Raw genomic sequence first — 13,290 nt, 5'->3', positions numbered from 1 at the left:
GGAATGAGATATGTCAATCAGTCAAACGATTTGTGATTTTGCCACACTTGCGATCGAAGCTGGCGGATGGATGGAAATGGACCGCTTATATTTACAGAATCGTCTTTTAGGGATGATAGGAGAAGACGCTCTAGAAAGCGTCGAAGTAAGACCAGTTAAGGAAGAATCAGTAGACTTATTGGATCAGTTTGTCGCTAAGGCAAGAGAAAATGGTGTGCTTTCAGAATTACCAGCAGAACAAGAGATTTTTGAAGCACAATTGATGGATTTTCTTACACCGCCGCCTTCCGTTGTCAATGCATTCTTTGCGCAGCATTATTCAAAAAGCCCAGAGGAAGCAACTGATTATTTCTTTGATTTAAGTAAGAAAAATGATTACATCAAAACAAGAGCTATCGCTAAAAATATCAAATTTCCAGCAGAGTCAGCATATGGTGAATTGGAAATCACGATCAATTTATCTAAACCAGAAAAAGATCCAAAACAAATTGCGGCAGAACGTGAGGCAGCCAAAGTAGATTATCCTACATGTATGCTGTGCATGGAAAATGAAGGATATAGAGGACGCTTGAATTATCCAGCCCGTACCAATCATCGAATCATTCGAATGAATCTAGATGGTGAAAGCTGGGGATTCCAATATTCTCCTTATGCTTATTACAATGAGCATTCGATCATTTTATCAGAGCAGCACCGTCCAATGAAAATTTCAAAGGAAACATTTGTTAGACTGCTTCGGATTACTGAAGTCTTGCCTCATTACTTTGTTGGTTCAAATGCTGACTTGCCGATTGTTGGAGGATCGATTCTTTCTCATGATCATTATCAGGCAGGACGTCATGAATTTCCTATGGCAAAAGCACCAATAGAAAAACTCATCAAATTAGCAGATTATCCGCAAGTCATCGCAGGAGTTGTGAAATGGCCGATGTCTGTGATCCGTTTGCAATCAACAGATAAAGAGTTGCTGATTGAAGCAGCTAATTCAGTGTTGGAAAAGTGGAAAGAATATTCGGATGAAACTGTAGAAATCCGGGCTTTTTCAGCAGATGGTACACCACACCACACGATTACGCCAATTGCACGAAGAAGGGACAATTATTTTGAGCTGGACCTTGTCCTTCGAGACAATAATGTTTCAGATGAGCATCCTGATGGTATTTTTCATCCGCATAAAGATGTCCAACATATCAAGAAAGAGAACATTGGATTGATCGAAGTAATGGGGCTTGCTGTTTTACCACCTCGTTTGAAACCGGAACTAGCAGAAGTAGAGCGGTTCTTATTGGGAGAAGAAAACCAGATGGCTGAATATCATCGTCCATGGGCTGAACAGTTGAAAAAAGAGCATCCTGATTTGACGAAAGATGCGGTCACTGATGTTGTACAAAAAGCTGTAGGTCAGGTTTTTGCTCGTGTCTTGGAAGATGCTGGGGTGTTCAAGCGAGATGAAAAAGGACAAGCAGCGTTTGAGCGGTTTACTGCGATTTTATAAACGGAAAAAAAGGAGGAGAGACAAATGGCAACAATTAAAGACATTGCTCAGTTGGCAGGAGTTTCTCCTGCTACTGTTTCAAGAGTGCTCAACTACGATCCTGAACTTTCCGTCGGCTTAGCCACAAAGCAAAAAATTTTTGAAGCAGCGGAACGCTTGAATTATACGAAGCACCGCAAAAATGCAGCAAATGCTAAGCAAACCCTTCGTCTGATCCAATGGTACGACGATACAGAAGAACTTGAAGATCTTTATTATTTGTCTATTCGTTTAGGAATCGAAAAAAAGGCAGAAGAAGCAAACGTTACTTTGTTGAAAGAAACGTGGGATTCTATTAGTGAGCTTCCAGCGGATGGAACGATCGCATTAGGGAAATTCGATGAAGCTCAGCTGTTGGATTTGAAACAATCCCAACAAGCCTTGCTTCTGGTAGATTCTGATGGCACTTCTCAAGGAATCGATTCTATAGTTGTCGATTTTAAGTCGAGTGTTCAAAAAGTCATTGAGCACTTTGTTTCCCAGAATGCACAACATATCGCGATGCTTGCTGGAACAGAATATACAAAGAAAAACCATCAGCGACTAAGAGATCCTAGAATCATGGCATTCCAACAAGTTTTAGCAGAAAAAGGCTACGACGAAGGTTCCATTATCGAAGCAGATTTTTCTGTCGAGTCAGGCTATCAAGCGGTTAAAAAATATTTAAAAACAAATGAGCAGATTCCTGATGCACTTTTTGCGGCTAATGATGCATTAGCGATTGGCGCGCTGAAAGCGATTCAAGAAACAGGTTTAGCGGTGCCAGAAGATATTTCCGTGATGGGTTTCAACGATGTCAGTGTAGCGAAATATGTGACACCCTCTCTTTCTACTGTGAAAGTTTATACGGAATGGATGGGAGAGCTAGCAGTGGAGACAATCCTTCAACTAAGTAATTCCAAAGCACCCGTTTCAAGAAAAATCATTGTTGAAACAGAGTTGATTGTTCGAGAGTCGACGAAATAAAAAAAGAAAAAGTTGTGGTAAAGTGTCGTGATACCGCAACTTTTTTTGTGTATGTAAGGAAGAAACTAGATTTGCCGGTCAGCAGATAATCATGTATCATTGTACTAGTTTTGCCTTTGATATTTTCATCATTGGAATAAAAAAGTATGCTACAATGGAAGGCGAGAATGTTATAGCAGAAAGGATCAAATATATGATTACATTAGGAATAGATACTGCAAATCAAACTTTGGCGATCGGTGTGGTGGAAGATAAACAAATTCTTGGGCAAATACAGACAAATATCAAACGCAACCACAGTGTGACGCTGATGCCTGCCATTGACCAATTGTTTGCAGATCTTCAAATGAGTCCCCAAGACATTGACCGAATCGCGGTTTCTGATGGTCCTGGTTCTTATACAGGACTTCGTATAGGTGTAACGACAGCGAAAACGATTGCTTATACACTAGATAAAGATCTAATAGGAGTATCTAGCCTGAAAGCCATCGCGGCTAATTGTGTCGGGGTGAATAAAATGATTGTGCCCATGTTTGATGCTCGAAGAAAAAATGTCTATGCTGGGGCATACCGCTGGAAAGAAAATAGATTAGAAACTGTACTTGAAGATGTACATATTGCTGCTTCTGATTTGTTTGCACAACTACAAGAGCTGAATGAAGCTATTTATTTTGTTGGGAGTGATTGTCATAAATTTATCTCTGAAATAAAAGAAATGCTGCCTGATGCGATGATTAATACAGTTCCATCATGGGATATCCCAAGCGGTGTGACTGTGGCTCAATTAGGTGCGTTGGATGAACCAGTTGCAGATAAACAAGCTTTTCTCCCTCGTTATTTAAAACGAGTAGAAGCTGAAGAGAAATGGTTAGAGACGCACACGCCTGGAGACGAAAGCTATGTTGAAAAAATTTAAAGCATATGCTAGAAGCCTTTTTCAAGATAAAATGATCTATACAGAAAAAACAATCGAACAAATCGATCGTCGCTATATACTAAGAGAATTGACTATAGAAGATATCAAAGAGCTATTGGATGTCGAACGAGAAGTCTATAATGGCGAGTTGCCATGGACCAAAAGTGCCTTTATGTCAGAATTGAAGTCACCACTTCCTCATCTATATTTAGGGATCTTTGATAATGGAAGAATGATCGGATTTGTCGGCTCAAGAGCGTTCGGTTTAGATTGCCATATCACGAATATTGCTGTTCGACCGGCATATCAGCGAAAACGAATTGGTTCGCTGCTTATTGACGAAATTGAGAACTTTGCTATAATGAATCGCTGTGAGACGATGTCATTGGAAGTACGCATGAGTAATCAGGATGCGCAAAGACTTTATCGGAAATTAGGGTTTCAAGCTACGACAATCAAAAAAAGATATTACACTGAAACAAAAGAAGATGCGTTGGATATGATAAAAATTTTAGAAAATGAGTGAGATTAGTTGATTTGCAGAAAAAAAGATTTTGATGAAGCATATTTGGCAGAATGCGTATGGGCAATTAGCGAAAATGCTTATCCATATGGCTCACCTTGGACGAAGATGCAGTTTTTGACAGATATCCAACAGCCCCACACAGATTATCTTCTTTTAGTTGAAGATAACCAAATCTGTGGTTTTGTCGGGTATTCGAAAGTAATGGATGAAGTCGAAATCACAAATATCGCTGTTGCAGTTTCAGAACAAGGAAAAGGCTATGCACGGCATTTACTACATCTGCTGATTGCGGAACAAATAAAAGATTCGCTGCATGTTTTTTTAGAAGTACGTCTGTCTAATGAAGCAGCAAGAAAACTTTATGAATCAGAAAAGTTCCGTATATTAGGTAAACGGAAATCATATTATCGCAATCCGACAGAAGATGCGATCATTATGAGCAGAAAGTTAAAAACGGAGACGATGAAATGAATGAAGAATTGATTCTGGCAATTGAATCAAGTTGTGATGAAACGAGTGTAGCGGTCGTTAGAAATGGAACAGAGATCTTATCTAACATCGTTGCTTCCCAAATAAACAGTCATAAACGTTTTGGCGGAGTGGTGCCTGAAGTAGCTAGCCGCCATCATGTAGAACAAATAACCTTATGCTTGGAAGATGCACTGGTAGAAGCTGGTGTATCGGCAGAAGATTTATCGGCAGTCGCTGTCACTTATGGGCCTGGACTCGTCGGCTCTTTGTTGATTGGTATTTCTGCAGCTAAGGCTTTTGCTTGGGCACACCAATTGCCTCTGATTCCTGTGAACCATATGGCAGGTCACATTTATGCCGCACGTCTGGTCAAACCATTCCAGTTTCCATTGATGGCACTTCTTGTTAGCGGAGGACATACAGAATTAGTCTATATGCAAGAAGATGGATCATATGAAATCATTGGGGAGACAAGAGATGACGCAGCAGGAGAAGCTTATGACAAAGTTGGAAGAGTATTAGGTCTTTCTTATCCAAGTGGAAAAGAAATCGATCAGCTAGCTCATCAAGGAAAAGATAATTATCATTTTCCACGAGCGATGATCCATGAAGATAATTATGATTTCAGTTTTAGTGGATTAAAAAGTGCATTTATCAATTTGGTGCATAATGCACAACAGCGTGGAGAAGATCTAGACAAAAATGATTTAGCAGCTAGCTTTCAAGCAAGTGTGATTGATGTATTGATTACTAAAACACTTCGAGCTTGTCAAAATTATCCAGTCAAGCAACTGGTTGTAGCTGGAGGTGTAGCGGCCAATCAAGGGTTGCGTGAAGGATTGCAAGCTGCTCTGTCAGCTAAACTCCCTGAAGTAGAATTAGTGATTCCGCCTCTGAGACTTTGTGGAGATAATGCTGCAATGATTGGAGCAGCAGCACATGTGGAAATGCAAAAAAGAAATTTTGCCAGCTATCAGTTGAATGCTGAACCAAGCTTGGTTTTATCTGAATAAATAAAAGAGAGTGTAAAAAAACTGCCCTGCATCAAGTTATAAGAACAGCAAAGAAAAAAACAGCTTCACATGTTTTTGACTTGGTTGAACTTATTACCGTAGATGCAAACTTTTGAACACTATTTATTGTAATAAGGGTTGTGACAGATTTTTGTCACAACCCTATTTTTTTGCCTGTTTTTAATTAATTGTGTTATTTAAATTTATAATATAGCTTGTTTTAGAAGTGTTTCATGCCGATATCTGTAATAAAAAAATAGTTATTATATAAATTGTGTTCGTTTTTTTCCTGTGCTATGATTAATTCAATAAATCATAGGATTTATTCGTATACATAGAAAGTCTAGATACAAAATGAAAAAAGAAAGTAGAGAGAATATGAAGAAAAAGAAAACATCTGCCCCTCCGGTTCCTTTAGTTGCATTAGCTGATCAATCAATTACTGCCGAGAAATATCGAACGATCCGGTCCAACATCCAGTTTGCAGCGATTGATCGTGAATTGAATACATTGGTCATCACTTCTTCTGGTCCAGATGAAGGGAAATCTATTACTGCCGCTAATCTAGCAGTAGTTTTTGCAAATAGTGGAAAACAGGTCTTACTTGTAGATGCCGATTTGAGGAAACCAACTGTAGCGTTGTCTTTTCAATTGCCGCATAATGAAGGATTGAGTAATTTACTTAGTGAGCGTGAACGGATAGCGGACGATTACATAACTGAAACACATATAGAAAATCTTTGGGTCTTGCCCAGTGGTCCAAAGCCGCCGAATCCTTCGGAAGTTTTAGGGACGAAAAGAATGGAAGAGATAATAGAGGAACTGATACTTGACTTTGATCTGGTCATTTTTGATATGCCTCCGGTAGCAACTGTAACGGATGCTCAAATCCTTGCAGCAAAAACGGATGGAACGCTACTTGTTGTCAGAGAAAGAAAGACAAAGAAACAAGAGTTGTTAAAAGCGAAAGAACTGTTGCAGATTGCAAAAGCAAATATATTAGGTGTAGTTTACAATGGAACAAAAAAAGAAAGTGATCTCACTTATTATTACCAATCATTTGAATAGACGAAACGAAAAGAAACAGTGATCCCGATAAATATCAGGATCGCTGTTTCTTTTTGTCGCGTTATTCTCTCAAAGCTGGAGTAGTAGCGGTCTTACAGAAAGTAAAATGCTTTTTGTGATAATCTAACAATCCTGAATCACGTAGTTGTTTGATTACTTGTCCAGCAGTTTCACGTGTCGTACCGCTATTCACTGCTAATTCTTTTAAGGTAATTGGATAAGGAATGGTGATATGACCGTCTTCTGTTGGTACGCCAAGTTCTTCTTTCAAAATGAATAGATTTTGTTTCACTCGATCAAAAGCACTGGAGGTTAATCCAATTTGGATACGTAACTCATGTATTTCGACTACTTTAGAAATTTTTTGAATCATATAGATCAGTTGTTCAGGATTTTTTCGTGCTAATTTTTCATAGTAGGAAACAGGAAGATAGAAAGTTTCGATATCAGTCATCGCTTGAGCTGTATAAGTGTAGGTCTCTTCTCCAAACATTCCTGACATAGGAAAAAGGTTATTGGTAGTCACGTAATCATAATAATAATAGGTGGCACTTTCATCGTAACGTTCTAAACGAACAAGTCCTTTGGTCAAGATATATAACCGTTGTCTAGAATCTCCATCATCAAAAAGGATTTGTCCTTTCTTATAGGAACGAAGAACAGTATGTTCCTTGATCTGTTGGAACTCTTCATCCGAGAAATGTTCAAAATCAGGTTGATATCTGAGTTTTGAAAAGTGAAAATCGATTTTATTAACACGCATTAAAAAGTCCTCTCCTTATTGTTCACTATATTTATTGTTACTTTTTTTAAAGAATTTGTAAAGTTTTAACACATCTGAATTAAACATAAGTTTTAATACTTTACAAATTTGATTTGTTATTATGTAAAAAATATACATTCGCATTGAATAATTTATTTTGAAGATAAGTATTTGTGTATAAAAAACAATGATAATACATATAGCAAACGCTAACAATGTTAGTATAGTTTATTTTTATGATTTATTCAAAAAATTTTTTTAGATGAATAAATATTTTTTTGGAAGTGTATACAGAATAAAAAATGAATAAATTACGCTTAAAATTAGAAAAACGTTTAATTATTTAATTATCGAATATTAATGTGAGGGATGTCTCATTTTGAATGAGACAAAATTATGAAAGTGATTACAAAAGGAGGCTATCCTATACATGTAATCAAAAAGAAGGAGGCAACACAACATGGATAAACCTATTCACGTTTTCTCTGAAATAGGGAAATTAAAGACAGTTTTACTGAAACGGCCTGGACAAGAAGTGGAAAATTTGACACCAGATATTATGGATCGTCTGTTGTTTGATGATATTCCATATCTTCCGATTGCTCAAGAAGAACATGACAACTTTGCAAAGACCTTGCAAAACGAAGGCGTTAAAACTCTTTACTTGGAAAAATTAGCAGCAGAAGCGATTGACGCAGGCAACGTCAAAGAACAATTCTTGAATAAAATGTTGGATGAATCTCATATCGCATCGAATGCAGTAAGAGATGGTCTTCATGAGTTCCTTCTATCAATGGAAACACAAGAAATGGTAGATAAAATCATGGCTGGGGTTCGTACAAAAGATATCGAAGTACGTTCTAGCAGCCTATATGATCTTTCAGCAGACGACGACTATCCATTTTACATGGACCCAATGCCAAACTTGTACTTTACACGCGATCCTTCCGCATCAATGGGAAATGGGATGACCGTCAATAAGATGACTTTTGAAGCACGTCGTCGTGAATCGATGTTTACAGAATATATTTTGAAACATCATCCAAGATTTGCCAATAAAGGGATTGAAGTATGGTTGGATCGTGAAAATCCAGATCATATCGAAGGTGGAGATGAATTAATCTTAAGCGATAAAGTAGTAGCAGTTGGGATTTCTCAACGAACAAATGCAAAAGCTTTAGAAAAATTAGCACGCCATCTATTCGCAAAAAATTCAGGATTTGAAAAAGTATTAGCAATCAAAATCCCGAACAACCGTGCAATGATGCATTTGGACACCGTATTCACAATGGTAGACCATGACAAATTCACTATCCATCCAGCAATCCAAAGTAAAGACGGTAAGATGGATGTCTTTACGATCGAACCAGATGGTGATGATATCAAGATCACTCATTCAGATAACTTACACGAAACGATGAAAGCTGCTCTTGGATTAGATGATCTTGTATTGATTCCAACTGGTAATGGGGATGAGATCGTTGCCCCTAGAGAACAGTGGAATGACGGATCCAATACATTGGCAATCGCTCCAGGTGTCGTAGTCACTTACAATCGGAATTACGTATCGAACGAATTGCTTCGTAGCTATGGTATCAAAGTGTTGGAAATCAATTCAAGTGAATTGTCACGAGGTCGTGGCGGTCCACGTTGCATGAGTCAACCACTTGTCCGTGAAGACTTGAAGTAGTTTATAACCTGACGACAGTCTTACTGTCAGCTGTCGTCAGGATTTCCTCTTTAATCTTAAATAAAAACAATCTAAAGGAGAATGTTTAATATGAAAGAATCAGTATTCCAAGGAAGAAGTTTATTAGCAGAAAAAGATTTTACAAAAGAAGAGTTACAATATTTGATCGATTTTTCAGAACACTTGAAAGACTTGAAAAAGCGTGGGATCCCACATCACTATCTAGAAGGAAAAAATATCGCGCTTTTATTTGAAAAAACATCTACACGTACTCGTTCTGCATTTACCACTGCAGCAATCGATCTAGGTGCACATCCTGAATACCTAGGTGCGAATGACATCCAATTAGGTAAAAAAGAATCAACAGAAGATACAGCTAAAGTGTTAGGTCGTATGTTTGACGGAATCGAATTCCGTGGATTCAGTCAAAAAATGGTAGAGGAACTAGCAGAATTCTCTGGTGTTCCAGTTTGGAATGGATTGACTGACGAATGGCATCCAACGCAAATGATCGCTGACTTTTTAACTATCCAAGAAAACTTTGGAACTGTAGAAGGCATCACTGTTGCATACTGTGGGGATGGTCGAAACAATATGGCTAACTCTTTATTAGTAACAGGTGCAATTTTGGGAGCAAACATGCGTATCGTTGCACCAAAAGAATTACAACCTGAAGAAGAAATCGTCAAAATGGCAGAAGGTTTTGCTGAAAAATCAGGGGCACAATTGATGATTACCGACGATGTTGATAAAGGTGTAGACGGAGCAGACGTTCTTTATTCTGATGTATGGGTATCAATGGGTGAAGAAGATAAATTTGAAGAACGGATCAAATTGTTGAAACCTTACCAAATCAATATGGAAATGGTAGAAAAAACACACAATACAGATCGTTTGATCTTCTTGCACTGCTTACCAGCTTTCCATGATACAAACACTGTTTACGGTGAACAAATGAAAGAACGCTTTGGCATCACTGAAATGGAAGTAACAGACGAAGTCTTCCGCAGCAAATATGCTCGTCAATTTGACCAAGCAGAAAATCGTATGCATTCAATCAAAGCAATCATGGCGGCAACATTAGGTAACTTGTTTATCCCTCGCGTTTAAGCATAACCACATTCATCTCACGAAAAAACGAGTCAGCATTGAGGGAAAATCACAAGACGCTGGCTCGTTTTGTTATCTAGAAAATTCAGAAGAACTGAAGAAAGGACGAATGAAATGGCCAAACGAAAAGTAGTTGTCGCTTTAGGAGGCAATGCCATCTTGTCTACGGATGCAAGTGCAAAAGCCCAACAAGAAGCGTTAATGGAAACAGCAAAGTATTTAGTGAAATTTATCGAGCAAGGAGATGAACTAATCATCTCTCACGGAAATGGTCCGCAAGTCGGCAACCTATTGATTCAGCAGCAAGCTGCTGATTCTGAGAAAACACCAGCAATGCCTTTAGATACATGTGTCGCAATGACAGAAGGGTCAATCGGCTACTGGCTCCAAAACGCGATGGGTGAAGTACTGAAGGAAAAAGGAATCGATAAAGATGTAGTTTCTTTAGTCACTCAAGTCATTGTGGATGAAAACGATCCTTCCTTCAAAAATCCAAGTAAACCAGTCGGCCCATTCTACACGGAAGAAGAAGCGAAAGAACAAATGAATGCTGATTCTACTGTGACATTCAAAGAAGACGCTGGACGTGGATGGAGAAAAGTAGTCGCTTCCCCTAAACCAATCTCGATCAAAGAAGCACGTGTCATCGAAACGCTAGTCGAACAAGGAGTTATCACGGTGTCTGTCGGCGGTGGCGGGATTCCTGTTGTAGAAACAGCTACTGGATTAGAAGGGCGAGAAGCCGTAATCGATAAAGATTTTGCTTCAGAAAAATTAGCCGAAATCATCGATGCGGATTTGCTGATCGTTTTGACAGGTGTAGACAATGTGTATGTCAATTACCAAAAACCGGATCAAAAGAAACTAGAAACTGTTACTGTTTCAGAAATGAAACAATACATTGATGAAAAACAGTTCGCTCCAGGAAGCATGCTTCCGAAAGTAGAAGCAGCTATTGCATTTGTTGAAGCAAAACCGAACGCTAAGGCAATCATCACTTCTTTAGAAAATATCGAAAATCTTTTAGCTTCTGAAGAAGGAACGATTATCGTAGCTGATTAATTTGTTAAGTCTTTCGTATTTACGAAATGATTTATAACTATCCAGGTGGTATTTCTTCTCCTTTAGGCCATCTGGATTGTTTTTTTTATTAGAAACGACTAGCCTTTCGTTTTTTTTTCTGATATAATTCAAGAAAGTTTAATAAGATTAAGATTTGTTGAACAAGAGAGTACTTGTATCATTCTTAGCTAGCGAATTCGGAAGTGGTGGAAGCCGAATGAAGGAGATACAACGAAGCGCACTTGGAGAATTCTGTTTTAAACAGACGGTCGTCTACCGATATCAGATGGAGCTGGTCCTTTTTTAGGACAATTGGAGTGGTACCGCGGGAAATCTCGTCTCTAATGATGGCATACTAAGTATGTCGTCATTAGAGATTTTTTTTGTTGAACAAATAAGAGAGTATTTTAGGAGGAATAAAGATGAATAATAAAGATCTTGTCGCAAAAGCTGTCTATGACGTTGTCAAAGACGATTTGACACTTGAACAAGTCGAACAATTACTAGAAAATCCAAAATCAGCCGAACACGGGGATGTGGCATTTCCAGCCTTTTCATTAGCAAAAGTTTACCGAAAAGCACCACAGCAAATCGCTGCAGATTTAGCAGAAAAAATCGACTCTGCCAACTTTGAAAAAATCGAAGTGGTTGGACCTTACTTGAACTTTTTCATGAATAAAGAACTTATCAGCAAAAAAGTTTTGCAAACAGTAGTGAAAGAAAAAGAACATTATGGGGATAGCAATATTGGGAATCAAGGGACCGTACCGATCGATATGTCTTCTCCAAATATTGCAAAACCAATCTCAATGGGACATTTACGTTCGACAGTTATCGGTAATTCGATTGGCTTCATTATGGAAAAAATCGGATACCAGCCAATCCGCATCAATCATTTAGGTGACTGGGGCACGCAATTCGGAAAACTGATTGTTGCTTACAAAAAATGGGGTTCAGAAGAAGCGGTCAAAGCAGAGCCAATCAATGAACTGCTTCGTTTGTATGTCCAATTCCATGAAGTAGCTGAAACAGAACCAGAATTAAATGAAGAAGCTCGTGCTTGGTTCAAACGTCTAGAAGAAGGCGATGAAGAAGCTATCCAATTGTGGCAATGGTTCCGTGATGAATCGATGAAAGAATTCAACAAAATCTATGATCTACTAGAAGTACAGTTTGATTCATTGAACGGTGAAGCTTTCTATAATGACAAAATGGATGAAATCGTCGAACTTTTAGAAGAAAAACATTTGCTGAACGAAGATAAAGGTGCGGAGATCGTTGACCTTTCTGCTTACGACTTGAATCCAGCATTAATCAAGAAATCAGATGGCGCGACACTATACATCACACGTGACTTAGCTGCCGCATTGTATCGTAAACGTACCTATGACTTCAAGCAATCTCTATATGTAGTAGGGAATGAACAAAGTTATCATTTCAAACAATTGAAAGCTGTCTTGAAAGAAATGGGCTTTGACTGGTCTGACGATATGCACCATATCCCATTTGGTTTGATCACACAAGGTGGTAAAAAATTATCAACTCGTAAAGGAAAAATCGTCTTACTAGAAGAAGTATTGAATGAAGCAATCCAATCTGCTAAAGAACAGATCAGCGAGAAAAACCCTGATTTAGAAAACAAAGATGTTGTAGCTAAACAAGTAGGGGTTGGAGCAGTCATCTTCCATGATTTGAAAAACGATCGTCTCAATACATTTGACTTCAACTTGGAAGAAGTGGTTCGTTTTGAAGGAGAAACTGGACCTTATGTGCAATATACACATGCTCGTGCAGTCAGTCTGTTGGAAAAAGCAGGATTCGTCCCTTCAGAAACAGCAGACTATGCGTTGAATGACGATATCAGCTGGGAAGTAGTCAAATTGGTTCAAAAATATCCTGAAACAGTCTTATCCGCTGGGGAAAAATATGAACCTTCAGTGATTGCGAAACATGCAATCAAATTAGCACAGGCATTCAACAAATACTATGCTCATACGAAAATTTTAGCTGACGATGAACAAAAAGAAGCACGCTTAGCTTTAGTGTATGCAGTGACTGTATTATTGAAAGAAGATCTTCGTTTGCTAGGACTTCATGCACCAGATAAGATGTAAGAAAAAAAGAATGTGAAATCAGTGATCAGCTCCGAGTCACAAGGAACAATTTCAAAA

The 13,290-nt window shown here is 38.3% G+C and carries 12 protein-coding genes; 11 read left to right on the top strand and 1 reads right to left on the bottom strand.

Annotation, left to right across the window (positions count from 1 at the left end):
* Positions 1-10 precede the first annotated feature (10 nt).
* From galT to HMPREF2731_RS04180, 7 genes are all read left to right on the top strand, one after another.
* A complete protein-coding gene (gene galT, locus HMPREF2731_RS04210; RefSeq protein WP_002308879.1) occupies positions 11-1,495 on the top strand; it encodes a UDP-glucose--hexose-1-phosphate uridylyltransferase in 1,485 nt (494 codons plus the stop codon).
* A 24-nt stretch (positions 1,496-1,519) separates the two neighbouring features.
* Positions 1,520-2,500: a LacI family DNA-binding transcriptional regulator gene (locus HMPREF2731_RS04205; protein ID WP_002308880.1), complete on the top strand. Its 981-nt coding sequence runs from the start codon at positions 1,520-1,522 to the stop codon at positions 2,498-2,500.
* A gap of 193 nt (positions 2,501-2,693) precedes the next feature.
* Positions 2,694-3,416 carry a tRNA (adenosine(37)-N6)-threonylcarbamoyltransferase complex dimerization subunit type 1 TsaB gene (gene tsaB, locus HMPREF2731_RS04200; RefSeq protein WP_033607578.1) on the top strand — a complete coding sequence of 241 codons (723 nt, stop codon included), beginning with the start codon at positions 2,694-2,696 and terminating at the stop codon, positions 3,414-3,416.
* Complete coding sequence (gene rimI, locus HMPREF2731_RS04195) at positions 3,400-3,942, top strand: ribosomal protein S18-alanine N-acetyltransferase (RefSeq protein WP_002334782.1); 543 nt, start codon at positions 3,400-3,402, stop codon at positions 3,940-3,942. Before tsaB ends, rimI (HMPREF2731_RS04195) begins: the two co-directional genes overlap by 17 nt.
* A 6-nt stretch (positions 3,943-3,948) precedes the next feature.
* The gene (gene rimI, locus HMPREF2731_RS04190; protein ID WP_002308883.1) at positions 3,949-4,413 is read left to right on the top strand and encodes a ribosomal protein S18-alanine N-acetyltransferase; all 465 of its coding nucleotides are present in this window, start codon (positions 3,949-3,951) and stop codon (positions 4,411-4,413) included.
* Complete coding sequence (tsaD, locus tag HMPREF2731_RS04185) at positions 4,410-5,426, top strand: tRNA (adenosine(37)-N6)-threonylcarbamoyltransferase complex transferase subunit TsaD (RefSeq protein WP_070872383.1); 1,017 nt, start codon at positions 4,410-4,412, stop codon at positions 5,424-5,426. The genes rimI (HMPREF2731_RS04190) and tsaD overlap by 4 nt, the downstream gene beginning before the upstream one ends.
* A 378-nt stretch (positions 5,427-5,804) precedes the next feature.
* Positions 5,805-6,494: a CpsD/CapB family tyrosine-protein kinase gene (locus HMPREF2731_RS04180; protein WP_002308885.1), complete on the top strand. Its 690-nt coding sequence runs from the start codon at positions 5,805-5,807 to the stop codon at positions 6,492-6,494.
* Between the two features lie 61 nt (positions 6,495-6,555).
* Here HMPREF2731_RS04180 and HMPREF2731_RS04175 read toward each other — a convergent pair whose 3' ends face one another.
* Complete coding sequence (locus tag HMPREF2731_RS04175; RefSeq protein WP_002308887.1) at positions 6,556-7,257, bottom strand: Crp/Fnr family transcriptional regulator; 702 nt, start codon at positions 7,255-7,257, stop codon at positions 6,556-6,558.
* Positions 7,258-7,717: 460 nt separating this feature from the next.
* On the opposite strand from HMPREF2731_RS04175, the gene arcA reads away from it, so the two are divergent.
* The 4 genes from arcA (at position 7,718) to argS (ending at position 13,233) form a co-directional block, all read left to right on the top strand.
* Positions 7,718-8,947: an arginine deiminase gene (gene arcA, locus HMPREF2731_RS04170; RefSeq protein ID WP_070872381.1), complete on the top strand. Its 1,230-nt coding sequence runs from the start codon at positions 7,718-7,720 to the stop codon at positions 8,945-8,947.
* A gap of 90 nt (positions 8,948-9,037) precedes the next feature.
* Positions 9,038-10,057, top strand: a complete 1,020-nt coding sequence (gene argF, locus HMPREF2731_RS04165; protein WP_002288437.1) for an ornithine carbamoyltransferase — start codon at positions 9,038-9,040, stop codon at positions 10,055-10,057.
* Between the two features lie 114 nt (positions 10,058-10,171).
* Positions 10,172-11,119, top strand: coding sequence for a carbamate kinase (arcC, locus tag HMPREF2731_RS04160; RefSeq protein ID WP_002313642.1), 948 nt, complete (start codon positions 10,172-10,174; stop codon positions 11,117-11,119).
* Positions 11,120-11,541: 422 nt separating this feature from the next.
* On the top strand, positions 11,542-13,233 hold the full coding sequence (gene argS / locus HMPREF2731_RS04155) for an arginine--tRNA ligase (protein ID WP_002308891.1): 1,692 nt from the start codon (positions 11,542-11,544) through the stop codon (positions 13,231-13,233).
* Positions 13,234-13,290 lie beyond the last annotated feature (57 nt).

It is taken from the genome of Enterococcus sp. HMSC072F02, from assembly GCF_001837725.1.
Taxonomy (GTDB): Bacteria; Bacillota; Bacilli; order Lactobacillales; family Enterococcaceae; genus Enterococcus_B; species Enterococcus_B lactis.
Note: the sequence above shows the minus strand (reverse complement) of the source record. Positions and strands in the feature narration are given on the sequence as shown.

Bases quoted from the DNA above. Each gene is read 5' to 3' on its own strand.
- galT (WP_002308879.1), top strand. From the start codon at position 11: ATGTCAATCAGTCAAACGATTTGTGATTTTGCCACACTTGCGATCGAA.
- HMPREF2731_RS04205 (WP_002308880.1), top strand. From the start codon at position 1,520: ATGGCAACAATTAAAGACATTGCTCAGTTGGCAGGAGTTTCTCCTGCT.
- tsaB (WP_033607578.1), top strand. From the start codon at position 2,694: ATGATTACATTAGGAATAGATACTGCAAATCAAACTTTGGCGATCGGT.
- rimI (WP_002334782.1), top strand. From the start codon at position 3,400: ATGTTGAAAAAATTTAAAGCATATGCTAGAAGCCTTTTTCAAGATAAA.
- tsaD (WP_070872383.1), top strand. From the start codon at position 4,410: ATGAATGAAGAATTGATTCTGGCAATTGAATCAAGTTGTGATGAAACG.
- HMPREF2731_RS04180 (WP_002308885.1), top strand. From the start codon at position 5,805: ATGAAGAAAAAGAAAACATCTGCCCCTCCGGTTCCTTTAGTTGCATTA.
- HMPREF2731_RS04175 (WP_002308887.1), bottom strand. From the start codon at position 7,257: ATGCGTGTTAATAAAATCGATTTTCACTTTTCAAAACTCAGATATCAA.
- arcA (WP_070872381.1), top strand. From the start codon at position 7,718: ATGGATAAACCTATTCACGTTTTCTCTGAAATAGGGAAATTAAAGACA.
- argF (WP_002288437.1), top strand. From the start codon at position 9,038: ATGAAAGAATCAGTATTCCAAGGAAGAAGTTTATTAGCAGAAAAAGAT.
- arcC (WP_002313642.1), top strand. From the start codon at position 10,172: ATGGCCAAACGAAAAGTAGTTGTCGCTTTAGGAGGCAATGCCATCTTG.
- argS (WP_002308891.1), top strand. From the start codon at position 11,542: ATGAATAATAAAGATCTTGTCGCAAAAGCTGTCTATGACGTTGTCAAA.